We start from the raw sequence: 23,955 nt of genomic DNA, 5'->3' as shown, positions 1-23,955 counted from the left end.
CCCGGCGGGACGCTTTTCCCCGCCGGGCCTGCCGGCTTTGGCCTGCCTGGAGTGCCCGTAAGGGCCCCATGTCAAATCGAGCCGAACTCACCCCGCGCCGCCGCGCCGCCACACCGATCCCACCCCACCTCCACACCCCAATGTTGGGCAGACTCTGGACCGCCGTCACAAAAGTGCCGTATGTTCGCCGGCATGGAGTTGCTGGGAAAGGTCGCGGTGGTCACCGGCAGTGGCCGTGGTCTGGGCCGGGCGTACGCGGAAGCCTTGGCGCGGGCGGGCGCGGCGGTCGTGGTCAACGACGTGGACGCGGAGGCCGCGGACGCGGTGGTGAAGACGATCGCGGCCGACGGAGGACGCGCGGTCGCCGTGGTCGCGCCGGTCGGTCCGACCTCGACCGCGGACCGGCTGGTCGCGACCGCCGTCGAGGAGTTCGGCGGGCTCGACGTCCTGGTCGCCAACGCCGGCATCCTGCGCGACCGCGTGCTGTGGAAGATGTCCGACGACGACTTCGACGCGGTGGTCGACGTGCACCTGCGCGGCACGTTCACCTGCGCCCGCGCGGCCGCGATCCATCTTCGGGAGCAGGGTCGGGGCGGCAGCCTGGTGCTGATCTCCTCGCCCGCCGGTCAGCGCGGCAACTTCGGGCAGACCAACTACGCGGCGGCGAAGGCGGGCATCGTCGCGATGGCCCGCACGTGGGCGCTGGAGCTGGCCCGCGCGGACATCGCGGTCAACGCCGTGGTGCCGGTCGCCGCGACCGAGATGACCCGGACCATCCCGGCGTTCGCGCCCGTCATCGAGGAGGCCGAGCGCACCGGCGTGCCGTTCCCGGACTGGCTGCGCCGCGACGAGGGCCTCGGCACGGTGGAGGACGTCGCGTCGTTGATCGTCTTCCTGGCCTCCGACGCGGCACGGCGGATCACGGGCCAGGCCATCGGCATCGGCGGCGACCGGCTCACCCTCTGGGCGCACCCCCGCGAGAAGGCGGTGGCGCTCGCCGACGGCGGGTGGACCGCGGACGCCATCGCCGAGTCGTGGGCGAGCGGCGTCGGCGCGGAACCGGAGACCTTCGGCATCCCGGCGCCGACACCGCCGGAGGCCTGACGTGGTCCTCGCCCTGGACGAGCTCGTGGCCATCGACGTGCACACGCACGCCGAGGTGTCGAGGGACGGCCACCCCTCGTTGAGCCCCGAACTGCTGGCCGCCTCGGCCACGTACTTCGGCGCGCACGGCCACCGCCAACCGACCGTCGACGAGACCGCGGCGTACTACCGGGAACGGCGGATGGCGGCGGTCGTCTTCACCGTCGACGCCGAGCACGCCACCGGCCACCCGCGCATCTCGAACGAGGAGGTCGCGGAGAACTGCGCCGAGCACTCCGACGTGCTGATCCCGTTCGGGAGCGTCGACCCGTGGAAGGGCCGCGCGGGCGCGCGGGAGGTGCGCGCGCTGGTCGAGCGGCACGGTGTGCGCGGTTTCAAGTTCCACCCCAGCCTCCAGGGCTTCGCGCCGAACGACCCCATGGCGTACCCGTTGTACGAGGTCATGGAGGAACTCGGCGTGCCCGCCCTGTTCCACACCGGGCAGACCGGGATCGGCGCGGGCCTGCCCGGTGGTGGCGGCATCCGCCTGAAGCACTCGAACCCCGTGCTGGTGGACGACGTGGCCGTGGACTTCCCGGAGCTGCGGATCATCCTGGCGCACCCGTCGTTCCCGTGGCAGGACGAGGCGTTGGCGGTGGCCACGCACAAGCCGCACGTGCACATCGACCTGTCCGGGTGGTCGCCCAAGTACTTCCCGCCGCAGCTCGTCCGCTACGCGAACTCACTCCTGCAGGACAAGGTGCTCTTCGGCTCGGACTACCCGGTGATCACGCCGGACCGCTGGCTGGCGGACTTGGAGGCGCTCGACCTCAAGCCCGCCGTCCGCCCCAAGATCCTCAAGCACAACGCGGCCAGGCTGCTCGGCCTCGACACCACGGACTCGGAGCGCACATGACCACCACCGTCACCGGAGCGTCGGAACTCCTCGCGCTGGCCGGGCACGACCTCGGGCACACCGGGTGGCGCGAGATCACCCAGGACCGGGTCGACGCCTTCGCCGACGCCGCCGACGACCACCAGTGGATCCACGTCGACCCCGAGCGGGCGGCCGCGGGACCGTTCGGCACGACCATCGCGCACGGCTACCTCACGTTGTCGCTGATCATCCCTATGTTCGGGGAGTTGCTGGCGGTCGACGGCGTCCGGATGAGCGTCAACTACGGGCTGGACAAGGTGCGCTTCCCCAGCCCGGTGCGCGTCGGGGACAAGATCAGGCTCGCGGGCCGCGTCGCTTCGGCGGACGAGGTCGCGGGCGACGGCGTCCAGCTGGTGCTGGACTTCACCGTCGAGATCGACGGCTCGGACAAGCCGGCGTGCGTCGCGCGCGCCGTGTACCGGCACTACCCCTGAGGGGGCCACCACCATGTCGACCACGCCGAACGCACCCAACGTCCAACTCCGCCGCGCCGTCGCGTCGAGCTTCGTCGGCAGCGTGATCGAGTACTACGACTTCCTGCTCTACGCCACCGCGTCCGCCGTGGTGTTCAACAAGGTCTTCTTCTCCTCCCTCGACCCGCTCGTGGCCACCATCGCGAGCTTCGGCACGTTCGCCACCGGCTACCTGGCCCGCCCGCTCGGCGGGGTCCTGTTCGGACACTTCGGCGACCTGTTGGGCCGCAAGCGGATGCTCGTGCTGACCATGACGTTGATGGGCGTGGCCAGCTTCCTCATCGGACTGCTGCCCACCTACGCCCAGGTGGGTTGGCTCGCGCCGGTCGGCCTGGTCGCGCTGCGCGTGGTGCAGGGCATCGCGGTCGGCGGCGAGTGGGGCGGCGCGGTGCTGATGTCCGCCGAGCACGCCACCCGCAGGCGCGGGCTGTGGGCCGGGTTCACCAACGCCGGCGCGCCGTGCGGGATGGTGCTGTCGACGTTGGCGCTGACGGCGACCGCCGCGCTGGTGGGCGAACGGGCGTTCCTGGACTGGGGCTGGCGGATCCCGTTCCTGCTCAGCATCGTGCTGCTCGGCGTCGGGTTGTTCGTGCGGCACCGGGTCGACGAGACACCGGCGTTCCAGGCGGTGCTGGACGCGGGCGTCAAGCGGCGGGCGCCCGTGGTCGAGGTGCTGCGCAACCACCCGCGCGTGCTGCTGCTGGGCATCGGTGTGGGGCTGGCCGCGTTCGTGGCGCAGTCGACGTTGACGACGTTCGTCCTGGCACACGGCGTGGCGGCCGGTCACGCGCGGCAGACCGTGCTCAACGCGCTCACGCTGTCCTCCGCCTGCGCCGTCGTGGGCATCCTCGGGTTCGCGGCGGCGTCGGACCGGTTCGGCCGGCGGCCGGTCGTGGTGGCGGGCGCGATCGCGATGGCGGTGTACGCGTTCGTGCTGTTCCCGTTGGTGGACAGCGGTGACACGGTGCTGCTGACCGTGGCGCTGGTGCTGGGCCAGGGCGTGATCCACCCGATGATGTACGGGCCGCTCGCGGCTCTCTACAGCGAGCTGTTCAGCACGGAGAACCGGTACACGGGCGCGTCCCTGGGCTACCAGGTCGCCGGGCTGGGCGCGGGGATCGCGCCGCTGTTGTTCGCCGAGATCCAGCGGGCGACCGATGGGCAGGGGTTGACGCTCATCTCGTCGACCATCGCCGCGTTCTGCCTGCTGACCGTGGTGTGCGTGCTGGCGTTGAAGGAGACCGGCACCCGCGACCTCAGCTCGGTCGCCGTCCCCTGACCCCGCGCGTCCTACGTCCACACCCCGCGTTGCGCCAGGTCGTCCAGCCGCCGTGCGATCGCGTCCGCCGCCGCACGCAGGTCCGGCACGAGGCGGTGCAGGTCGGTGCGCACCGAGCGGACCACGATGCCCAGCGCGCCGGGCGGCTCGTGGCCGTCCGCCGGGATGGCGACGGCGACCGAGCACGAGCCGAGCGTCATCTCCTCGTTGGTCAGCGCGTACCCGCGTTCCGCCGTGGCACGCAGGTCGCGCGCCAGCCGCGCCCGCTCGGTGATCGTGTACCGGGTGTGGCGGCGCAGCGGCCGGGCGAGGTAGCGGCGCACGAACTCCGGGTCTGCGCGGGCGAGCAGGGCCTTGCCGACGCCCGTCGCGTGCAGCGGCAGCCGGGCGCCGATCCGGGAGATGATGGGCACGGAGCGGTGGCCGGAGAGCTTCTCCACGTACAGCGCGTCGAAGCCGTCGTGCACGGCGAGGTGGATGTTCTCGCGCGTCGCCTCGTAGAGGTCCTGCATGAACGGCAGCGCGACCTCCCGCAGCCGACCGGCCACCGGCGCCAACGTCGCCGCCTCCCACAGGCGCAGGCCGATGCTGTAGCCCCCGTCCGCGTCACGTTCCAGCGCGCCCCACGACACCAGCTCGCGGGCCAACCGGTGCACCGTCGCCAACGGCAGGTCCGCGCGCCGCGCGAGCTCGGTCAGCGTGAGCCGCGGGTGCTCGGCGTCGAACACGCCGAGCAGCGCCAGCGCCCGCCCGGCCATCGAGCGCCGGGGCGCGTCGCGGTTGACCGCCATGCAGGTCCTCCTTCGAACGCCGGACACCGAACGTATCCGCCCGGCCGGCGCGGAATCGCCGCGACTTTCACCCAGTGGAAGTCGATCCTGGCGAACGGTCGCACGCCGCCCTTGGGTTGACCCATGCGAACAAGAGTCGGAATCGTCGGCGCGGGCCCCGCCGGCCTGGTGCTGTCCCACCTGCTGGCCGAGCGCGGCATCGACTCCGTGGTCGTCGAGACGCGCAGCCGTGCGGCGATCGAGCAGACGATCCGCGCCGGCGTGCTGGAGCAGGGCACGGTGGAGCTGCTGTCCGCCATGGGTGTCGGCGCGCGTGCGTTGGCCGAGGGCGCGCGGCACGAGGGGATCGAGCTGCGGTTCGGCGGCCAGGGCCACAGGATCGACTTCGCCGGGCTCACCGGCCGGGCGGTGTGGCTCTACCCGCAGCACGAAGTGCTCAAGGACCTGATCGCGGCACGGCTCGCGGCCGGGGCCGACATCCGGTTCGAGGCGAGCGACGTCGCGCTGCACGGCGTCACGTCCGACGAGCCGGTCATCTCCTTCACCGACGCCGACGGCACGCCGGTGGAGCTGCGCTGCGACGTGATCGCCGGGTGCGACGGCTCGTCGGGCGTCAGCAGGCGCTCCATCCCGGACGGCGAGCGCACCGACTACTTCCGCGCCTACCCGTTCGGGTGGTTCGGCATCCTGGCCGAGGCGCCACCGTCCTCGAAGGAGCTCGTCTACGCCCACTCCGAACGCGGGTTCGCGCTGATCAGCACGCGGACGCCGCAGGTGCAGCGGATGTACTTCCAGTGCGACCCCGACGAGCGCGCCGAGGACTGGAGCGACGACCGGATCTGGGCCGAGCTGAACGCGCGGGTCGCGGGCGACGGGTTCGGCCTGGCGGAGGGCCGCATCTTCGACCGGGGCGTGATCCCGATGCGCAGCTACGTGTGCGAGCCGATGCGGCACGGCCGGCTGTTCCTGGCGGGGGACGCCGCGCACGTCGTGCCGCCCACCGGCGCGAAAGGACTCAACCTCGCGGTGGCGGACGTCGTCGTGCTCGCCCGCGCGTTGGAGGAGTACTTCGGCGCCGGGTCCACCGAGTCGTTGGACGCCTACGGCCCGACCGCGGCGCGCCGGGTGTGGCGGGCGCAGCACTTCTCGTGGTGGATGACGTCGATGCTGCACACGGACCCGGCCGGCTCGCCGTTCGACGTGAAGCGGCAGCTGGGCGAGTTGGAACTGGTCACCTCCAGCACGGCCGCCGCCACGCATCTCGCCGAGGCGTACACGGGTTGGCCGCTGTAGCGGTGCGGCCGAACGGGTCGGCACAGGTGCGATCGGCGTAATCCGACTGCCGGTAATCGGACCACGCGGACCGATAAAGTTGCGAATCTTCTTTCGAACAGTTTCGAAGTTGGCCGAATATGGCACCCGGTGTCGGATGGCGGCGGCCGGTATCGGTTCAGAGGGCCGCCATATGGTGTCTCAACAGGGTTTATGGGCCAGGAGGTCGGGCTGCGGTGAACCGTTTCGGCTGAGTTCGGGTGCCTGATGACCTGGTCGACGGCCAGGTCGGAGCCTGCGCAGGCCCGAAAGGCTGCCGATTTTCGGTGCTTGCCAGACCTATCTGTTTCGGTTAATACTTCTAAAAGTTTCAGGCCGGACGCGGTCGGGTGCCGCCCCCGACGGTTCCGGCCTGCGCCGCGCACGCTCTGGAGGACCGAACTCAACGAACTGTCGTTGGCGTGGAGGAATCCCGTGGCACCGGGCCCTCCCTCGCCAAGTGTGCGGATCCGGATCACCCCGCTCCGGCGGTCCGGGTCGCCCGAGCAACCCAACCACCACCTGCCGAACCCGCAGGTGCTCCCAGAAGGTGCAAACATGAAGCTGACATCGAGGTCAGTGTTGCGAGCGGCACTCGTGTCGACGTTGGTCACCGCCACCACGGGTGCCGCGGTGCTCCTGGCGACGTCGGCCAGCGCCGGGACCACTCTCGGCGCCTCCGCGGCCGAGTCGGGCCGCTACTTCGGCACGGCTGTCGCCGCGGGCAGGATGGGCGACTCCACGTACATGGGGATCCTGAACCGTGAGTTCAACATGGTGACGGCCGAGAACGAGATGAAGATGGACGCGACTGAGCCGCAGCAGAACAGGTTCAGTTACACCAACGGGGACCGGATCGTCAACCACGCACGCAGTCAGGGCATGCGGGTGCGTGGCCACGCCCTGGCGTGGCACTCGCAGCAGCCGGGGTGGATGCAGAGCATGTCGGGCAGTGCGCTGCGGTCCGCGTTGCTCAACCACGTCACCCAGGTCGCCACCTACTACCGCGGCAAGATCTACGCGTGGGACGTGGTGAACGAGGCGTTCCAGGACGGTAGTTCGGGTGCGCGTCGTGACTCCAACCTCCAGCGCACCGGCAACGACTGGATCGAGGCCTCGTTCCGGGCGGCGCGGGCGGCGGACCCGGGCGCGAAGCTCTGCTACAACGACTACAACACCGACGACTGGACCCACGCCAAGACCCAGGCCGTCTACCGGATGGTCCAGGACTTCAAGTCCCGCGGCGTGCCGATCGACTGCGTCGGGTTGCAGTCGCACTTCAACAGCCAGAGCCCGGTGCCGAGCAACTACCAGACCACGCTGCAGAACTTCGCCAACCTCGGCGTGGACGTGCAGATCACCGAGCTCGACATCGAGGGCTCCGGCTCCGCGCAGGCCTCCAACTACGAGCGCGTCGTGAAGGCGTGCCTCGCGGTCGCCCGCTGCACCGGCATCACCGTGTGGGGCATCCGCGACACCGACTCGTGGCGCGCCTCGGGCACCCCGTTGCTGTTCGACGGCTCCGGCAACAAGAAGCCCGCCTACACCTCCACCCTCAACGCCCTCAACAGCGGCGGCACCACCGTGCCCACGTCGACGACGACGACCACGACCGACACCACCACCACGACCACCACGACGACGACCACCACCACGATCCCCGGCCCGGGTGGCTGCACCGCTTCGGTGTCGCTGAACTCCTGGAACGGTGGGTTCGTCGCCACGGTGAAGGTCACCGCCGGATCGTCGGCGATCAACGGGTGGACGGTCACGACCAACCTGCCGTCCGGCGTGTCGGTCACCAACGCGTGGAGCGCCGATCGCAGCGGCAACACGGGCACCGTCCAGTGGCGCAACGTCAGCTACAACGGCAGCGTCCCGGCCGGGATGTCGACCGAGTTCGGCTTCCAGGGCACCGGTTCGGCGTCGGGCATCACGCCGACCTGCGCCGCGAGCTGATCGCGTAGCGGACAGCCCGGTGCGGTGGCCCACCCGGCCACCGCACCGGGCTTTTCCATCGCACGTCACGCCCCCGTCGTGGAGCCGGGGCGCACGATCATCAGCACGACCACGACCGCCCACAGCAGGTTGAACACGCCGGTCGTCATGGCGAGCCGCTTCGCCGCACCGGTCGCGCCGTCGAGCACCCGCCGCTGCGCGGGCAGGATCGCCAACGCCAGCAGGCCCGCCGCGACCGCCGTCAGCAGCACGGACACCAGCAGCCACGCGTCACCGAGCACGCCGAGGCTCGCGCCGGTGGCGACGCCGAAGACCGGCACGGCGACGCCGACGACGGTGTAGGTGCGGCACGTCCGGTGCAGGAACGCGGCGACGCCGGTCGGCGACTCGCGCGCGAAGCGGGGGAACAGCGAGGCGGCCACGGCGATCGGCCCGACGGCGAGGATCGCGGCGATCACGTGGACCGAGAGCAGCAGCTTGGTCACCAGGGCTCCTTGGTACGTAGACAGACAACATACGTCGGCTGCCAATAGGTACCACACCTACCTAGATGGTGTGTAGGCTGCCAACCCATGAAGGCGGACGCGGTGCGCGGGCACCTGGACGCGATGTTGCTCGCGGTGCTCGAACCGGGACCGCTGCACGGCTACGCGGTCATCACCGCGGTCCAGCGGCGCAGCGGCGGTGCGCTCGAACTGCGCACCGGCACCGTCTACCCGGCGTTGAACCGGTTGGAACGGCTGGGTTTGCTGCGCAGCCGCTGGCAGCCCGTGGCCGACCGGCCCCGGCGCTGCTACGAGCTCACCGACGCCGGTCGGCGCGGCCTGGCCGACGCGCGGTCGACGTGGCGGGACTTCACCGCCACGATCGGCGCCGTGCTCGACCTGACCCCGTCGACGGGGCACGCCACGTGAGCGCCGCGCAGCCGGTCGAGGACTACCTGGAGGCGTTGGCCGCGTCCCTGCACGGCCCGGCGCGGGCGAAGGCCGCGATGATGCGCGAGGTGCGCGACGGCCTGGTCGACGCGGTGGAGGCGCAGACCCGCTTCGGCGTGCCGCAGGACCAGGCGGCCCGTCAGGCGGTGCGCGACTTCGGCGCGGCGGACGAGATCGCGCCGTCGTTCCAGCGCGAGCTCACCATCGCCCAGACCCGCCGCACCGCCCGCGCCGCCGCCGTCACCGTGCCGGTCCTCGTGGTGTGCCAACTGCTCGTGGGCGCCGCCGGCGACTGGCGACTGGGCGCGCTCGCCGTCCACCTGGCCGCGCTGGCCACCGCCGCCGGCCTGCTCGCGGTGACGGCGTTGGTGGCCACCGGTCCGCTCACCCGCATGCTGCCCACGCCGCACCGGCTGCCGCTGGCCGTGGCGTGGACGGCGTCCGCCGCCGCGGTGGGCATGGCGCTCGCCGCCGTCGCGCTGGGCGTCACCGCGGCGCTGTCGACCGACTGGCCGCTGACCGCGATCGCCGGCGTGCTGGCCACCGCGGCGCACGGCACGGTCGCGGCGTCGGCCCGCGAGTGCCGTCGGTGCGCTCAGGCGGTGGAGGGGGTGCGGTGACCGTGGACCTGCCCCCTCGCCTGGCCTGCCGACCGGCCACCGCCGACCTCGCCACCGCGCTCCGGGTGGCCTGCCTCCGGGGGGCGCTTCCCCGGCCTTGATCCCGCTGGTCGGCGGTGGCCGAGCGGCGAGTCGGCGACACGGAGCGTCACGGCGGGATGTCATTGTGTGAGACGCCCTCTGTACGCGCGCACCCATCCGGGTGTACGTTCCCGGCGGGTCTGGGAGCGCTCCCAGACATCCTTCGAGATGAGGAGGGGCTCAGTGAAGCGCTCCACCGCAGTGCTTGCCGCTTGCGCGGTGGCCCTCGGCTCAGCGGCGACGATGTTGCCGAACGCCGCGGCCGCCGCCCAGGGCTGCAAGGTCGACTACGCCGTGACGAGCCAGTGGTCCGGCGGCTTCCAGGCCAGCGTCAAGGTCACCAACCTCGGCGACCCCGTCAGCGGCTGGTCGCTGACCGTCGCGTTCCCGAACAGCTCCCAGCGGGTCACCCAGGGCTGGAACGCCACGTGGACCCAGTCGGGCTCCACGGCCACCGCGACCAACGTCGACTGGAACCGGACGCTGTCCACCGGCGCGTCGACCGACCTCGGGTTCGTCGGCGCGTACTCGGGCAGCAACCCGACGCCCACGTCGTTCGCGCTCAACGGCGTCGCCTGCACCGGTTCGACCACGGGCACGACCACGACGACCACCACGACGACGTCGACCACGAACCCGCCGGTCGGCCGCACCCCCGTCGAGATCAACGGCCAGCTGCGGGTCTGCGGCGTCAACCTGTGCAACCAGTACAACCGGCCGATCCAGCTGCGCGGCATGAGCACGCACGGCATCCAGTGGTTCGACAAGTGCTACAACAACAACTCGCTCAACGCGCTGGCGACCGACTGGAAGTCCGACCTGTTCCGCATCGCGATGTACGTGCAGGAACAGGGCTACGAGACCAACCCGTCCGGGTTCACCAGCCGCGTCAACAGCCTGGTCGACATGGCCGAGGCGCGCGGGATATACGCGATGATCGACTTCCACATCCTCACCCCGGGTGACCCCAACTTCAACCTGGAGCGGGCCAAGACCTTCTTCGCCGCCGTCGCGCAGCGCAACGCGAGCAAGAAGAACGTGATCTACGAGATCGCGAACGAGCCGAACGGCGTGAGCTGGGCGTCGATCAAGAGCTACGCCGAGCAGGTCATCCCGGTGATCCGCGCGGCCGACCCGGACGCCGTCGTCATCGTCGGCACGCGCGCCTGGTCGTCGCTGGGCGTGTCGGAGGGCTCCAGCGAGACCGAGGTCATCAACAACCCGGTCAACGCCACGAACATCATGTACGCGTTCCACTTCTACGCCGCGAGCCACAAGGACAACTACCGCGCCGCGGTCAGCCGTGCCGCGCAGCGGCTGCCGCTCTTCGTGACGGAGTTCGGCACGGTGCTGGCCACCGGTGGCGGCACGTTCGACCGGGCGAGCACCGTCGCCTGGCTGGACCTGCTGGACCAGCTCAAGATCGGTTACGCGAACTGGACGTACTCGGACGCGAACGAGAGCAGCGCCGCGCTGCGCCCGGGCACGTGCAACGGCGGTGACTACTCCAGCAGCGGTGTGCTCACCGAGTCCGGCGCGTTGCTCAAGAGCCGGATCAGCACGACGGACAACTTCCCGACCAGCTGAACCACGCTCCACTGAGGACGGGGCCCCGCGTTCGCGCGCGGGGCCCCGTTTTCTGTGTCGCTCGATCGGGTGACCAGGTCGGAGAAGGGGCCGGAATTGTCGGTGCCCGTCGATAGCTTGCCGATCGGGGATACCGACCGAGCGGGGGAGCGAGTGATGGCACCGGGTTTCTACACCGACGGGCAGGGCCGGGTCAGGCCGATCAACGGCAAGAAGGGGGGTGCGGGGGCCGTGGTGGCGGCCGGGGTGCTGGTGCTGGGCCTGGTCGGTTCCGCGGGCGTGGCCGGCGGGGGCGGACTGCTGGGGTCGAGCGCGGGCAGTTCGGCGGGGTCGCCCGGCGTGGCCGCGCGCAAGGTGGACGGGCAGAGGGCGGCGAAGCGGGGTGATCGTGACGGCGCGTGGCAGCGGATGGGGATGCGGAGGTTGGACGACAGGGTGCGGCAGCAGGTGGAGTGCCTGTCGGCGTCACACGGTGAGGTCCGGGAGTTCTTCACCCGCACGCCGTGCACTTCGCTGGACCGGATGGTGATCGCGGTCGGGGATGGGAGCGGCAACAACGCGGTGGTGTCGGTGGCCTGGGTCGGTTTCCGGAGCGCGCGTGACGTGCGGGCGTTCAAGCGGATCGAGGACCGCCATGGCAGCGGCGACATCCGGCCGCTCGGGGCGTCGTTGCTCGGGTTGGCCGACATCGCGTTCACCGGCCACCACTACGGCACCGACACCGATGGCAGCACCATCACCATCGCCGAAGCCGAACCGGCGGCCGGCCACCTCGAACCGGAGACGCTGGACGCCTTGGCCGAGGTCGCCGCCTACTTACCACCCCCTGACCGTTCACGCGCCTGACCGGTCATGCGCCTGACCGGTCACGGGCGACCGGTGGCGTGCCGGGCGGGTTCGGTCCTGGCCGGCGGCGCGCCTGCTCGGCGGTGGGGCCGACCGGCGGCGCACCTGACGAGTGGCGCGCCTGGCGGGGTGGCGGGTCTCACCGCGTGGCAGCCTGGCGGGCGATGTGCCTGCTCGGTCGCGGGCGGGGCCGGTGGTGTGCCTGCTGTGTCGCGGGCCTGAGCGGCGGGGCATGACGGATGGCGGGTCTCACCGTGGTGTGTCCGACCGGCTCGCGGCCTGATCGGTCGTGGGGCCGACCGGGTGGCGAGTCTGAGGTGTGGGACTTGGGCCCGCAGAGCTGCCGACCTCCTGACCTGCTGACCCATCGCAACCGCCGACCGCAACCGCTGACCTGCCGCACCGCCGCCGACTCACCGCACCGCCGCCGCCCCGTCGAGCCCTGACCTACTGGGGTGGCGCTTTCCGGTGGCGGTCGGTGTGTCCGAGGTTGCGGTCGGGGGCGATTCGGTCGCGGACGAGCTGCTTCAGCACGGCCAAGTCGGGGAAGCCGTTCTGGGCCTTGCGGGACCACAGGGTCTCGCCGTCGATCCGGACGTCGAAAACACCGCCCGTGCCGGGGACGAGGGCGACCTCGCCCAGCTCGGTGGTGAAGGTGGTCAGCAGCTCTTGCGCGGTCCACCCGGCGCGCAGCAGCCACCGGCACTGCGTGCAGTACTCGATCTCCAGGCGGGGCTCTCTCGCGGTCACGGGTCCAGTATCGCGATTGGGACGGCATCGCGGCGACCCGCAGTAGTGCCGGTCACGGTGAAGGGAGGTGGATGGGGGTCCAAGGCAAACGATCAGGGGACAGAGGTCTCGGCGAAGCAGCGGCCGAAGTCGTCGACCTGGGGTTCGGCGAAGAGGATGTTGCGCACCAGCGTGTTCACCCACGGCCGTCGGCCCCACGGGTACGGGTCGAAGGTGGGGAACTCCCGGTCGAACAGCTCCTCGAGCGGTCCGAGGACGTGGCGGACGCCGCGGTCGTCGCCACTCCACACGTCCGCGCCCAGCCGGGCCTTCTTCGCCAACACCGGCGCGACGCGGCGCAGGTAGGCGCAATCGGGCCGGGTGACGCGTCGATCGACTCGTCCCCGGTGTAGTACCGGGCCGAACTCGCCGATCCAGCTCGGTGTGCCGGTGCACCGCATGAACTCCGTGCGCCGCAGGAAAGTCTGCTCCACGACACCCCGGTCGAAGAACTCGCCACGCGTCGTGCCCGGGTACCGGCCGTCCCGCGCGATCCCGGGCAGGGCGTAGTCGTGCGCGCTGTACACCGCGTCGGCGAAGGGCTCGTCGATCACCGGGAAATCGGTCGAGCAGCGGTGGCCGTCGAGGAACAGCACGTGCCGCGAGTCCACCGCCCGGATCGCCCGCTCCGACCTCCGGTAGAACGGGCCGACCACCTCGCCGGTCGGGTCGGCCGGCTCGTTGACGGGGTTGTAGCCCGCCACCTCCGGCCGGTTCGCGTAACGGGCGGCGATCGCCTCTCACAGGTGCACGACCCGGTCCTGGAAGGGCCGGTGCACCCAGAACTGCGCTCGGTGCATCGGGTTGTCGCTGTGCCAGTGCTGGTTCTGCGCGCCGGGCAACGCGTGCAGGTCCAGGATCGTGTAGATGCCCTGCTCCGCGCACCGCCCGATGAGCCGGTCGCGCGCGTCCTCGGGCCCGAAGAAGTCGTCCAGGAACCGGTCGGAGAAGCGGCGGTACCCCTCCTCGCCCAACGCCGACCGCAACCCGCGCGCTGCAACGATTCCCTGGCCGGGTAGCCGGTGGTGAAGTTCTCCATTTTGATCCAGCCGCCGAGCCCGCAACGCCAACGCCTCCTTTTCTGAACATTGCGCAAATTATCGAAGCTGGGCAAGGGAATGCGCGCTGGATGGTAGACAGGTCCTCGCGGAAGAAAGCGGTTTCCCGACTGTGGCGCCGGGCCGCCTCGGCGCGCGACCTCGCCGAGGAGGACGCATGGCCGACTCCCGGACCAAGGGCAACCTGCGCCGCCGCGACGGCCGGGCGGCCTACTCGTTCCTGGCGCCGTGGATCATCGGGATGGTCACGATCACCATCGGTCCGATCCTGGCCTCGCTCTACCTCTCGTTCACGAACTACTCGCTGCTGCGCCCGCCGAAGTGGACGGGCCTGGCCAACTACACCCGGATGGTCGGCGACGAACGCCTGCTGAACTCGCTCGGCGTGACGTTCCGGTACGTGTTCGTCTCCGTGCCGCTGCAACTGGCCGTGGCACTGGGCCTCGCCCTGCTGCTCGACCGGGGCCTGCGCGGCCTGGCGTTCTACCGCTCGGTCTACTACCTGCCGTCGCTGCTGGCGGGCAGCGTGTCGATCGCCATCCTGTGGCGGCAGATGTTCGGCACCGACGGCCTGGTCAACGACCTGCTGGCCCTGGTCGGGGTCCACGGCGTCGGCTGGATCGCGCACCCGGACTTCGCGCTGGGCACCCTGGTGCTGCTCAACGTGTGGACGTTCGGCGCGCCGATGGTGATCTTCCTGGCCGGCCTGCGCCAGATACCGGCCATGTACTACGAGGCGGCCACAGTGGACGGTGCGGGCCGGTGGGCCAGGTTCCGGCACGTCACGGTGCCGTTGCTGACCCCGATCATCTTCTTCAACCTGGTGCTGCAGCTGATCGGCGCGTTCCAGGCGTTCACGCAGGCGTTCGTGGTCAGCGGCGGCACGGGCGGTCCGTCCGACAAGACGCTCTTCTACACGCTGTACCTCTACCAACGCGGCTTCGGCTCGTTCCAGATGGGCTACGCCTCGGCGCTGGCCTGGTTGTTGCTGGTGATCGTCGCGGCGCTGACCGCGGTGAACTTCCTGCTGGCCAAGCGATGGGTGTTCTACGGTGACTGACCCGTTCCGGAGCGAACGCCGACTGCCGGCGCCGCTGCGCCACGGCCTGCTGGTCGTGCTCGGCGTGGTGATGCTGCACCCGTTGCTGTGGCTGGTGTCCAGCTCGTTCAAGCCGACCGACGCGATCTTCCGCGACCCGTCGCCGTGGCCGAGCGAGTTCTCGCTGGCCAACTACGTCGAGGGCTGGACCGCGCTCGGTGCGCCGTTCCAGCGGTACCTGACCAACTCCGCGATCATCGCGGTGACCTCGGTGGTGGGCAACCTGCTGTCGTGCTCGATGGCCGCGTACGCGTTCGCCCGGCTGGAGTTCCGCGGCAAGAAGGTCATGTTCGCGATGATGCTGGCCACGATCATGCTGCCGATCCACGTGCTGATCGTGCCCCGGTACGTGCTGTTCTCCGAGCTGGGCTGGATCAACACCTACCTGCCGCTGGTCGTGCCGAAGTTCCTGGCCACCGACGCGTTCTTCGTCTTCCTGATGGTGCAGTTCATCCGGTCGCTGCCGACGGAGCTGGACGAGGCGGCCCGCATCGACGGCTGCGGCCACTGGCGGATCTTCTGGCGGATCGTGATGCCGCTGTGCACGCCGGTGCTGGCCACCACGGCCGTGTTCACGTTCATCTGGACCTGGAACGACTTCTTCAGCCAACTGATCTTCCTGACCGACCAGGACCTGCACACCGTCCCGGTGGCGCTGCGCACCTTCGTGGACGGTCAGGGCCGCAGCTCGTGGGGGCCGCTGTTCGCCATGTCGGTGGTCGGGCTGGTGCCGATCTTCGGCTTCTTCCTGGCCGGGCAGCGCTACCTGACCCAGGGGATCGCGACGACGGGCATCAAGTGAGGAGGCGGTCATGACGAGACTGGTGCTGTGCCTGGTCGGTGTCGCGGCGCTGGCGTTGGCGGGCTGCTCGTCCGGCCCGGACGAGGCCGGGGGACCGGTGGAGCTGCGGTTCTCGTGGTGGGGCAACGAGCAGCGCGCCCAGGCCACGGAGAAGGCGATCGACGCCTTCGAGGCCGCGAACCCCGGCATCGCGGTGAAGGGCGAGTACGCCGACTTCAACGCCTACTTCGACCGGATCGCCACCCAGGTCGCGGCGGACGACGCGCCGGACGTGATCACGATGGGCGGCGTGTACCCGCGCGAGTACGGCGGCCGCGGCGCGCTGCTCGACCTGGCCGAGGTGGGCGGCTCGCTCGACCTGGGCGGGCTGGACGGGCCCGCGGTGGCCAACGGCAGGTTCGACGGCGTCCAGTACGGCGTGCCGACCGGCGTGAACACCTACGGGATCGTGGTCAACCCGGCGGTCTTCCAGGCCGCCGGGGTGCCGCTGCCCGACGACGACAAGTGGACGTGGGCGGACTTCGAGCGGATCGCGGGCGAGCTCGCCGACAAGGCCCCGGAGGGCACGGTCGGCGTGGAGGACCCGACCGCGCCGGAGACGTTGGAGATCTTCTCCAAGCAACGCGGCGAAGGGCTCTACACTCCCGACGGCAAGGTCGGCATCAGCACCGGCAGCGTCGAGGAGTGGTTCCGGATGACGACACGGCTGCGTGACGCAGGCAGCACGCCGCAGGCCACCGTGACCATCGAGCAGGCGGCCCTGTCCGCGCCCGAGCAGACCCTCATGGGCCGCGGCGTCGCGGGGATGCGGTTCGACTGGAGCAACCGGCTGACCGCGCTGCGCACCGCGTCCGCCCAGCCGCTGGTGATGCTGCGCGCGCCGGGTGAGTCGACGGCCGGGCAGCCGGGCATGTGGTTGCAGGCCTCGCAGCTCTACACGGTCAACGCCGCCACCGAGCACCCCGAGGCGGCGGCGAAGCTGATCTCGTTCCTGGTCAACGACCCGGCGGCGGGCGCGGCCATCGGCACGGACCGCGGCATCCCGGCGAACGAGGCCATCCGCGAGCGCATCGCCGGTTCGCTCGACGAGCACCAGGAGGTCGAGGTGGCGTTCATCGACGAGGTCGGCGGCAAGGTCACCGAGGAGCTGGTGCCGGGCCCGGTCGGGTCCACGGACACGGTGCAGATCCTCCAGCGGGTGAACTCGGACGTGCTGTTCGACCGGCTCGGCCCGCCGGACGCGGCACGGCGGTTCGTGGACGAGGTCGCCGCGGCGATCGGCTGATGACCCCGATCGACCGCAGGGCGCTGGTGGACCGGTACGCCGTGGAGGTGACCGGGGTCGACCCGCGGTCGCCGCTGTCGGTGGGCAACGGCGAGCTGTGCGCCACGGTCGACGTGACCGGGTTGCAGACGTTCCCGCAGGTGTACGCGGGTGACGGCGGCACGCTGCTCGGCACGATGGCGCAGTGGGGCTGGCACAGCGTGCCGGCGCCCGGCCACGTGCCGGACCTCGCCGACAGCGTCCGCTCGTACGACACGCCGCGCGGCCGGGTGCCGTACGCCGACCTCGCCGACTTCGACGCGGCCACACCCGGCCAGCGGTGGCTGCGCGCCAACCCGCACCGGTTGGACCTGGCCCGGATCGGGCTGGTCGTCGACGGGACGTCGCCCGATCCGGTCGACTTGCACGAGCCGAGGCAACGGCTCGACCTGTGGACGGGGACGATCACCAGCGCGTTCCTGCTGGCGGGGATGCCGGTGCGGGTGACCACGTGCTGCCACCCGGAGCTCGACGCGCTCGGGGTGCGGGTCGCGTCACCGGGGCTCGCGGGCGGTCGGCTGGCCGTGCGGATCGCGTTCCCGTACGGCTCGGAGTCGTGGCACGACGCCGCCGACTGGGAGCGCCCCGACCGGCACGACAGCGTGCCGCACGTGCTCGCGGACGGCGTCCGGATCGACCGCAGGCTCGACTCGACCCGGTTCTCGGTGCGCGTCCATGCCAACGCGGGTGCGGCGGTGCGGCGGACCGGGCCGCACGAGTTCGTGGTGGCGACCGACGGCGACGTGCTGGAACTCGGGGTGCGGTTCGGCGGCGGCGCCGAGCCGGTGGCGTTCACCGAGGCGTTGATCGCGAGCGAGCGCTGGTGGCCGCGGTTCTGGTCGTCCGGCGGCGTGGTCGAGCTCGACTCCAGCGCGGACGAACGCGCGCCGGAGTTGCAGCGGCGGATCGTGCTGTCGCAGTACCTCGCGGCCATCCAGTGCGCGGGTTCGCTGCCGCCGGCCGAGACCGGGCTGACGGCGAACAGCTGGCGCGGCCGGTTCCACCTGGAGATGCACTGGTGGCACGGCGCGCACTTCCCGTTGTGGGGCAGGGCTGCGCTGCTGGCCAGGAGCCTCGGCTGGTACTCGCGCAGCCTGGGCGTCGCCCGCGCCACGGCGCGTGGCCAGGGTTGTCGGGGCGCGCGGTGGCCGAAGCAGGTCGGGCCGGACGGGCGGGAGAGCCCCAGCCCGATCGGGGCGTTCCTGGTGTGGCAGCAGCCGCACCTGATCCACCTGGCCGAGCTGGTGCGCCGGTCGGGTGATCGCGGTGCGGTGGCGCGTTACGGCGAGTGCGTGCTGGAGACGGCGGCGTTCATGGCGGACTTCGCGGTGGCCACGGGCGGTGGCTACGCGCTCGGGCCGCCGCTCGTGCCCGCCCAGGAGTCGTACTACCGCGACCGGGCGGCGGTCGTGAACCCGACGTTCGAGCTGGCGTACTGGGCGTGGGCGTTGCGGGTGGCGCAGCGGTGGCGGGTGTGGTCGGGGTTGGCGGAGGAGCCGTCGTGGACGGCGGTGGCGGACGGCCTCGTGCCGCCGACCGTGCGCGCCGGCCGGTACGCCGCGATCGGCACGCCGCCGTGGACGGTGCGCGAGGACCACCCGTCGATGCTGTGCGCGCTGGGTCTCGTGCCCGAGACCGGTGTGGTCGACCACGGGGTCATGCGGGCCACGTTGCACGACGTGCTGTCCGATTGGGACTGGTCGAGCACGTGGGGCTGGGACTACCCGGCGATGGCCATGACCGCGACCCGCCTGGGCGAGCCCCGGACCGCGCTGGACGTGCTGCTCATGGACACGCCGAAGAACGGCTACCTGGCCAACGGGCACAACCGGCAGTCCGAGTGGCTCCCGGTGTACCTGCCGGGCAACGGCGGGTTGCTGGCGGCGGTCGCCCTGATGGCGGCGGGCTGGGAGGGCGGCCCGCCGAACCCCGGCTTCCCCGCCGACGGGTGGACGGTGCGGCACGAGGGCCTGATCCCCGCGCCGTGAGGACGGCGGTGGCACCTGGCCTGGCTCCGATGGCACGGGAGGCTCGTCGCTAAGGTCTGCGGCATGTACGTGAAGTTGTGCGGGCTGCGCACGGCGGCCGACGTCGCCGCCGCCGTGGACGCGGGCGCCGACGCGGTCGGTTTCGTGCTCAGCGCGAGCGTCCGGCAGGTCGATCCCGAGACCGCGCGGCGGCTGGTGCGCGAGGTGCCGCCGCACGTGCTGTCCATCGGCGTGTTCCGCGGGGTGGCGGCGGCGGACGTGCGGCGGCTCGCCGAGGAGACCGGTATCGGCGCGGTGCAGCTGCACGGCGACTACCCGCGTGCGGCGTTCGACGAGGTGGCGGCGGCCGGGGTGCCGCTGGTCCGGGCGGTCGCGCTGACGGCGGACACCGACGTGCGGGTCGGCGCGTACGGCGAGCGGATGCTCCTGCTCGACTCGCCCCAGGCCGGCTCCGGCCACCAGTGGGACCTCGCCGCGCTCGACGGCGCCCGGCCGGACGGCGACTGGCTGCTGGCGGGCGGCCTCGGGGTGGACAACGTCGCCGAAGCCGTCCGCCGCGCCCGGCCGTGGGGTGTGGACGTGTCGAGCGGCATCGAGGCGAGCCGCGGGGTCAAGGACCACGGGCTCATGCGGGAGTTCGTCGTCGCCGCCCGTGCCGCCTGACCGCCGCCCGCCTGACCGCCCGCTGCCGCCCGCTGCCGCCCGCCTGACCGCTAATCGCCCGACGGCCGCCGGACGGGCAGGACGATGGCCGACGGGTGGTCCGGGTCGTGGTGGACGGACTGCTCGGCGACCAGGAGCCGGGTCGCGGTGGCGTGCGGTTCGCCGGTGCCGGTGTTCCGGGCGTACCGGGGGAACGCGCCGCTGGACACCTGCACCCGGACCCGGTGCCCCCGCCGGAAGCGGTGGGCGGTCGGCCACAGCGTGACCTCGGCGCGGGTCGTCGCGTCCGCGCCGGACAGGGTCACCAGGCCGTCGCAGACGTTCACCGAACGGCCGCGCGGGTCGACGTCGCACAGCCGGACGAACACGTCGGCGTGCGGCAGGCTGGAGCGGAACCAGACCTCGGCCGTCACGTCGCCGATCACCTCGACGTCCTCGGCCAGCGGCTCGGTGGTGTAGGTGAGCACGTCCGGCCGGGCCTCCAGCGCGGTGTTGTCGACCGGACCGCTGTCGGACACCAGCCGCACACCGCCCACGGCAGGCGTCGGGTCGGCCGGGTCGTACCGGTACCGGTCGGGCGTCGACTCGACGGGAGGCTGCTCGCCCAGCCCGCCGCCGGGCCGGAGGTGGAAGCGCCGGGGCTCGTAGCCGTGCGGCGGCCAGGAGTCGAAGTCGCGCCAGGCTTCCTCGCCCGTCACGTACAGCCGCACCGGAGCGCGCTCGGGCGGCTCCTCGCCGCGTGCCAGGGCGAGACCGAACCCCAGGGCCTCCCGGATCGCGGTGTCGGTCTGGGACATGTGCGTCCAGGGCCCGACGGTGAGCCGCGCCGGACGTCCGGCTTCCCGCAGGACCCGGAAGTCGCGCAGCTGGCCGGGCAGGAAGATGTCGTACCAGCCGGCGATCGAGCTGACCGGCACCGTCGTTCGCGCCACCCGGCGCCGGTGGTCCATCGCGACCCACCGCTCGTCGTCCGCGTCGCGGGCCAGGACGTCCTGGAAGTAGTCCGAGCGGCGTCCAGTGGCGGCCACGTCGGCGCGACCGAGCGGGAGCGTGGTCAGCGCGCGGCGGGTCCTGCGGCCCTGGAGCACGTTGCGCAGCCGGGCGAAGCGGCGCTCCTGGCCCGCGACCGCGACCGCCCACGCGAACGGCGCCTCCAACGAGAACCCGTCCGCGCGCAGGAACTCCAGCGTCGACGCCGACTCGACAACCTGCGGGATCATCGCCTTGACCTGCGGCGGCAGGCTGTCGGCCACGGCCCACTGCACGTGCCCGAGGTAGCTCGCGCCCACCAGCACGATCGAGCCGCCGAACCACGGCTGCTCCACCAGCCACGCCAGCGTGGCCAGGCCGTCCTCGCGCTCGTGCCGCATCGGGTCGAACGCGCCGCCCGAGCCGAACGTGCCGCGCGCGCTCTGCACCAGCACCTGGAACCCGCGTTCGGCCAACGGCCGCGCCAGGGCCGTCCCGATCGCGCCACGCCGCCCGTACGGGCCGCGGAGCAGCGCGGTCGGCGACGACTCGCCGCCGACCCGCGGCGCCCAGCGGTCCGCGAGCAACTCGACGCCGTCGGGCATGGGCGTGCGCAGGTCGCGTTGGACGACGAGGTCCCGGGTGATCGGCGGGTCCAGGCCCAGCAGGCGCTGGATGCGGTGGCTGCTCAGGTTCACCGATCGTCCTCCTCGGTCCGGACGCCCCCGGTGATCACCGAGAACACCTGCATCAGGCGTTCGGCGAACGCCTCCGGGTCGAGCGGCTCCGGCCCCTCGACCACCCACGTGTTGACCACCGCAGCCCACCCACCGGTCACGAACGCGGTGAGGTCGTCGAGCACGTCCGGCGCCTGCGGCACGCCGGGCATCCGCCGCACGAGCTCCCGGTCGAACGGGCTGAGCAGGCCGCTCAACGCCACGTTCAGCCGGTAGGCGCACGGTCCGGTCAGCATCGCCCGGTAGAACGGCCGGTGCCGCGCGAAGTGCCGGGCCGCGATCAACGCCCGGGCGTGCTCGTCGGACGGGTCCGCGGCCCCCGTGACGTCCGGCAGCAACCCGCTCTCCACGAGGTCGAGCGCGGCGGCCGTCAGCAGCGCGTCGCGGTCGCCGAACTGCTGGTACACGAGCTGCCGGCTGACGTCCGCGGCCTCGGCGAGGTCGGAGATCGGGATGTTCGTCGTGCCGCGTTCGGAGACCAGTGCCACGGCCGCCCCCAGGAGGGCGGACCGCGAGCGGCGGACCCTCCGATCCGTGCCGCGTGCCGCCTGGTCCACGCACCGAGTATGACACCTGTCATGAAATTGACAAGTGTCAACTCTGTAGGGTCGTGGCCGTGCCCGAGGAACGGTTGTCCGACGTGCTGGCCCGCCGGGTCGTGGTGCTGGACGGCGGCTTGTCGACGGCGCTCACGGCCGCCGGGCACGACCTGTCCGACTCGCTGTGGTCGGCCCGCCTGCTGCTCACCGACCCGGACGCGATCACGGCCGCGCACCTGGCGTACTACCGGGCCGGCGCCGAGGTCGCGATCACGTCCAGCTACCAGGCCACGTTCGAGGGCTTCGCCCGGCGTGGCCTCACCGCGGCGGACACGGCCGGCCTGCTGCGCGACAGCGTGACCCTCGCCCGCCGTGCCGCGTCCGAAGTGGACGGACCGCGGTGGGTGGCGGCGTCGGTCGGCCCGTACGGCGCGATGCTCGCCGACGGCTCGGAGTACCGCGGCCGGTACGGCCTCGCGCCGGGCGCGCTGGAGTCGTTCCACCGGCCCCGGGTCGAGGTGCTCGCCGAGGCGGGGGCGGACCTGCTCGCGGTCGAGACGATCCCCGACGTCGAGGAGGCCGAGGCGGTGCTGAGGGTGGTCGCCGGGTCGGGCGTCCCGCTGTGGCTGTCCTACAGCGCGCGGGGCACGCGGACGTGCGCCGGTCAGCCGCTGGCGGAGGCGTTCGAGGCCGTGCGGGGCGTGGCCGAGGTGGTCGCCGTCGGCGTCAACTGCTGCGACCCGGCCGACGTCGACGAGGCCGTGGCCATCGCGCGGCGGGTCACCGGCAAGCCCGTCGTGGTGTACCCGAACAGCGGTCAGGGCTGGGACGCCACCGCCCGGAGCTGGACCGGCGCACCGGCCTTCGAGCCCGCGCGCGTGGCCGGCTGGGTGGCGGGCGGCGCGCGGTTGGTCGGCGGCTGCTGCCAGGTCGGTCCGGGCACGATCCGGGACGTGGCCGCGGCGGTGAGGGGCTGACCGGGCGGGTCAGCCGCGCCCGATGAACGGCATCGTGGTCGCCATGACCGTCATGAACTGCACGTTGGCGTCCAGCGGCAGGCCGGCCATGTAGCGGACCGCGTCGGCGACGTGCCCGACGTCCATGGTCGGCTCGGCCGCGATCGAGTCGTCGGCTTGCCGGACGCCCTCGGCCATCCGCCCGGTCAACGGCGTCGCGGCGTTGCCGATGTCGATCTGGCCGCAGGCGATGCGGTGGCGGCGGCCCTCCAGCGAGATCGACTTGGTCAGCCCGGTGATGGCGTGCTTGCTCGCGTTGTAGGCCACGGCGTCGGGGCGCGGGGTGTGGGCGGAGACCGAGCCGTTGTTGATGATCCGGCCGCCCTGCGGGTCCTGCTCGCGCATCACCCGGAACGCGGCGCGGGCGCACAGGAACGCGCCGGTCAGGTTCGTGCCGACCACCGTCGACCACTGCTCGACGGTGAAGTCCTCCAACGGCGTCGGCGGCACGTTCGTCCCGGCGTTGTTGAACAGCACGTCGACCCGCCCCCACCGGTCGCGCACGGTGGCGAAGAGCGCGTCCACCGACGCCTCCACCGTGACGTCGGTCGGCACGACCAGCACCTGCCCGGCGGGCGACCGGTCGGCGGTCTCGGCCAGCCGGTCGGCACGTCGTCCGGCGAGCGCGACCCGGTGACCGGCGTCGAGCAGCGCGCGGGCGACCGCGCGCCCCACACCCGAACCGGCGCCCGTCACGACCGAAACCGGGACCATCGAGTTCTCCTCCCAGCGGGACGTCAGCTCACCCGGAGGGGCGGCCGGTCGAGCACCTCGATGTACATGATCCGGTCCACCACGACGTCCAGGTTCAGCATGCCGGTCGCGGGCAGGAGCGGCACGCACCGGTGCCCCTCGCCGTACGGCTGCCCCGCGGGGTGGTCGGCGGTGCGGATGCTCTGGCAGAAGTCGTCACCGCAGTCGCACCGCGAGACCAGGCGGACGTCCCGGACGCGGACGGCCAGGTCGTGTTCCCCCGCGGCCTCCAGGAGGGCGGTCAACTCGTCGACGAGCCCGGGGTGGACGTCGCGCACGAGGGGGTGGTCCGGCTGCACTTCGGCAGCGTAGCCGG

The 23,955-nt window shown here is 72.0% G+C and carries 25 protein-coding genes; 16 read left to right on the top strand and 9 right to left on the bottom strand.

What is annotated here, in order from left to right:
- Positions 1-192: 192 nt before the first annotated feature.
- From AB0I91_RS39645 to AB0I91_RS39630, 4 genes are read left to right on the top strand one after another with little or no spacing between them, the layout of a single operon-like run.
- On the top strand, positions 193-1,104 hold the full coding sequence (locus tag AB0I91_RS39645; RefSeq protein ID WP_499641478.1) for an SDR family oxidoreductase: 912 nt from the start codon (positions 193-195) through the stop codon (positions 1,102-1,104).
- A 1-nt stretch (position 1,105) separates the two neighbouring features.
- Positions 1,106-1,999 (top strand): amidohydrolase family protein, encoded by an 894-nt coding sequence (locus tag AB0I91_RS39640; protein WP_499641476.1) that lies wholly within the window; start codon positions 1,106-1,108, stop codon positions 1,997-1,999.
- The gene (locus tag AB0I91_RS39635; RefSeq protein ID WP_498778474.1) at positions 1,996-2,454 is read left to right on the top strand and encodes a MaoC family dehydratase; all 459 of its coding nucleotides are present in this window, start codon (positions 1,996-1,998) and stop codon (positions 2,452-2,454) included. The genes AB0I91_RS39640 and AB0I91_RS39635 overlap by 4 nt, the downstream gene beginning before the upstream one ends.
- A gap of 13 nt (positions 2,455-2,467) precedes the next feature.
- The gene (locus AB0I91_RS39630) at positions 2,468-3,772 is read left to right on the top strand and encodes an MFS transporter (RefSeq protein ID WP_499617480.1); all 1,305 of its coding nucleotides are present in this window, start codon (positions 2,468-2,470) and stop codon (positions 3,770-3,772) included.
- A gap of 11 nt (positions 3,773-3,783) precedes the next feature.
- On the opposite strand, the gene AB0I91_RS39625 is transcribed toward AB0I91_RS39630, so the two are convergent.
- Complete coding sequence (locus AB0I91_RS39625; protein ID WP_498778472.1) at positions 3,784-4,563, bottom strand: IclR family transcriptional regulator; 780 nt, start codon at positions 4,561-4,563, stop codon at positions 3,784-3,786.
- Positions 4,564-4,686: 123 nt separating this feature from the next.
- Here AB0I91_RS39625 and AB0I91_RS39620 point away from each other — a divergent pair, with 123 nt between their 5' ends.
- Both AB0I91_RS39620 and AB0I91_RS39615 read left to right on the top strand, forming a co-directional pair.
- Positions 4,687-5,856, top strand: a complete 1,170-nt coding sequence (locus tag AB0I91_RS39620; RefSeq protein ID WP_499617477.1) for a 4-hydroxybenzoate 3-monooxygenase — start codon at positions 4,687-4,689, stop codon at positions 5,854-5,856.
- Between the two features lie 576 nt (positions 5,857-6,432).
- A complete protein-coding gene (locus AB0I91_RS39615; RefSeq protein WP_498778470.1) occupies positions 6,433-7,833 on the top strand; it encodes an endo-1,4-beta-xylanase in 1,401 nt (466 codons plus the stop codon).
- A 65-nt stretch (positions 7,834-7,898) separates the two neighbouring features.
- Here AB0I91_RS39615 and AB0I91_RS39610 read toward each other — a convergent pair whose 3' ends face one another.
- The gene (locus AB0I91_RS39610; RefSeq protein WP_498778469.1) at positions 7,899-8,318 is read right to left on the bottom strand and encodes a hypothetical protein; all 420 of its coding nucleotides are present in this window, start codon (positions 8,316-8,318) and stop codon (positions 7,899-7,901) included.
- A gap of 87 nt (positions 8,319-8,405) precedes the next feature.
- Here AB0I91_RS39610 and AB0I91_RS39605 point away from each other — a divergent pair, with 87 nt between their 5' ends.
- The 4 genes from AB0I91_RS39605 (at position 8,406) to AB0I91_RS39590 (ending at position 11,902) form a co-directional block, all read left to right on the top strand.
- Positions 8,406-8,747: a PadR family transcriptional regulator gene (locus AB0I91_RS39605; protein ID WP_499641475.1), complete on the top strand. Its 342-nt coding sequence runs from the start codon at positions 8,406-8,408 to the stop codon at positions 8,745-8,747.
- Positions 8,744-9,388, top strand: a complete 645-nt coding sequence (locus tag AB0I91_RS39600; RefSeq protein WP_499641473.1) for a permease prefix domain 1-containing protein — start codon at positions 8,744-8,746, stop codon at positions 9,386-9,388. Before AB0I91_RS39605 ends, AB0I91_RS39600 begins: the two co-directional genes overlap by 4 nt.
- Positions 9,389-9,652: 264 nt before the next feature.
- Positions 9,653-11,056 (top strand): cellulase family glycosylhydrolase, encoded by a 1,404-nt coding sequence (locus AB0I91_RS39595; protein ID WP_499641471.1) that lies wholly within the window; start codon positions 9,653-9,655, stop codon positions 11,054-11,056.
- Between the two features lie 156 nt (positions 11,057-11,212).
- A complete protein-coding gene (locus tag AB0I91_RS39590) occupies positions 11,213-11,902 on the top strand; it encodes a hypothetical protein (RefSeq protein ID WP_499641470.1) in 690 nt (229 codons plus the stop codon).
- A gap of 447 nt (positions 11,903-12,349) precedes the next feature.
- Here AB0I91_RS39590 and AB0I91_RS39585 read toward each other — a convergent pair whose 3' ends face one another.
- The 3 genes from AB0I91_RS39585 to AB0I91_RS39575 form a co-directional block, all read right to left on the bottom strand.
- The gene (locus AB0I91_RS39585) at positions 12,350-12,652 is read right to left on the bottom strand and encodes an Rdx family protein (RefSeq protein ID WP_499641468.1); all 303 of its coding nucleotides are present in this window, start codon (positions 12,650-12,652) and stop codon (positions 12,350-12,352) included.
- A gap of 92 nt (positions 12,653-12,744) precedes the next feature.
- A complete protein-coding gene (locus tag AB0I91_RS39580) occupies positions 12,745-13,425 on the bottom strand; it encodes a glycoside hydrolase family 5 protein (RefSeq protein ID WP_499641480.1) in 681 nt (226 codons plus the stop codon).
- Positions 13,426-13,431: 6 nt separating this feature from the next.
- Positions 13,432-13,665, bottom strand: coding sequence for a hypothetical protein (locus AB0I91_RS39575; RefSeq protein ID WP_499641466.1), 234 nt, complete (start codon positions 13,663-13,665; stop codon positions 13,432-13,434).
- A gap of 241 nt (positions 13,666-13,906) precedes the next feature.
- On the opposite strand from AB0I91_RS39575, the gene AB0I91_RS39570 reads away from it, so the two are divergent.
- From AB0I91_RS39570 to AB0I91_RS39550, 5 genes are all read left to right on the top strand, one after another.
- Positions 13,907-14,809 carry a carbohydrate ABC transporter permease gene (locus tag AB0I91_RS39570; protein ID WP_499641464.1) on the top strand — a complete coding sequence of 301 codons (903 nt, stop codon included), beginning with the start codon at positions 13,907-13,909 and terminating at the stop codon, positions 14,807-14,809.
- Positions 14,802-15,650, top strand: a complete 849-nt coding sequence (locus tag AB0I91_RS39565; protein WP_499641462.1) for a carbohydrate ABC transporter permease — start codon at positions 14,802-14,804, stop codon at positions 15,648-15,650. Before AB0I91_RS39570 ends, AB0I91_RS39565 begins: the two co-directional genes overlap by 8 nt.
- A 10-nt stretch (positions 15,651-15,660) precedes the next feature.
- Positions 15,661-16,935 (top strand): ABC transporter substrate-binding protein, encoded by a 1,275-nt coding sequence (locus AB0I91_RS39560; RefSeq protein WP_499641460.1) that lies wholly within the window; start codon positions 15,661-15,663, stop codon positions 16,933-16,935.
- Positions 16,935-18,962 carry a hypothetical protein gene (locus tag AB0I91_RS39555; protein ID WP_499641458.1) on the top strand — a complete coding sequence of 676 codons (2,028 nt, stop codon included), beginning with the start codon at positions 16,935-16,937 and terminating at the stop codon, positions 18,960-18,962. The genes AB0I91_RS39560 and AB0I91_RS39555 overlap by 1 nt, the downstream gene beginning before the upstream one ends.
- Positions 18,963-19,025: 63 nt before the next feature.
- Positions 19,026-19,625, top strand: coding sequence for a phosphoribosylanthranilate isomerase (locus AB0I91_RS39550; protein WP_498778457.1), 600 nt, complete (start codon positions 19,026-19,028; stop codon positions 19,623-19,625).
- Positions 19,626-19,675: 50 nt separating this feature from the next.
- Here AB0I91_RS39550 and AB0I91_RS39545 read toward each other — a convergent pair whose 3' ends face one another.
- Both AB0I91_RS39545 and AB0I91_RS39540 read right to left on the bottom strand, forming a co-directional pair.
- Positions 19,676-21,292 carry a CocE/NonD family hydrolase gene (locus tag AB0I91_RS39545; RefSeq protein WP_499641456.1) on the bottom strand — a complete coding sequence of 539 codons (1,617 nt, stop codon included), beginning with the start codon at positions 21,290-21,292 and terminating at the stop codon, positions 19,676-19,678.
- A complete protein-coding gene (locus AB0I91_RS39540; protein ID WP_499641454.1) occupies positions 21,289-21,888 on the bottom strand; it encodes a TetR/AcrR family transcriptional regulator in 600 nt (199 codons plus the stop codon). Before AB0I91_RS39540 ends, AB0I91_RS39545 begins: the two co-directional genes overlap by 4 nt.
- Before the next feature lie 59 nt (positions 21,889-21,947).
- Here AB0I91_RS39540 and mmuM point away from each other — a divergent pair, with 59 nt between their 5' ends.
- Positions 21,948-22,847 carry a homocysteine S-methyltransferase gene (mmuM, locus tag AB0I91_RS39535; protein WP_499641452.1) on the top strand — a complete coding sequence of 300 codons (900 nt, stop codon included), beginning with the start codon at positions 21,948-21,950 and terminating at the stop codon, positions 22,845-22,847.
- A gap of 9 nt (positions 22,848-22,856) precedes the next feature.
- Here the strand turns inward: mmuM and AB0I91_RS39530 are convergent, their stop codons facing one another.
- Together AB0I91_RS39530 and AB0I91_RS39525 are read right to left on the bottom strand one after the other, a co-directional pair.
- Positions 22,857-23,600: an SDR family oxidoreductase gene (locus tag AB0I91_RS39530; RefSeq protein ID WP_498778453.1), complete on the bottom strand. Its 744-nt coding sequence runs from the start codon at positions 23,598-23,600 to the stop codon at positions 22,857-22,859.
- 23 nt (positions 23,601-23,623) lie between these two features.
- Positions 23,624-23,938: a hypothetical protein gene (locus AB0I91_RS39525; protein ID WP_498778452.1), complete on the bottom strand. Its 315-nt coding sequence runs from the start codon at positions 23,936-23,938 to the stop codon at positions 23,624-23,626.
- Positions 23,939-23,955 lie beyond the last annotated feature (17 nt).

The sequence above is a fragment of the Actinosynnema sp. NPDC049800 genome (assembly GCF_040656635.1).
Classification (GTDB): Bacteria; Actinomycetota; Actinomycetes; order Mycobacteriales; family Pseudonocardiaceae; genus Actinosynnema.
Note: the sequence above shows the minus strand (reverse complement) of the source record. Positions and strands in the feature narration are given on the sequence as shown.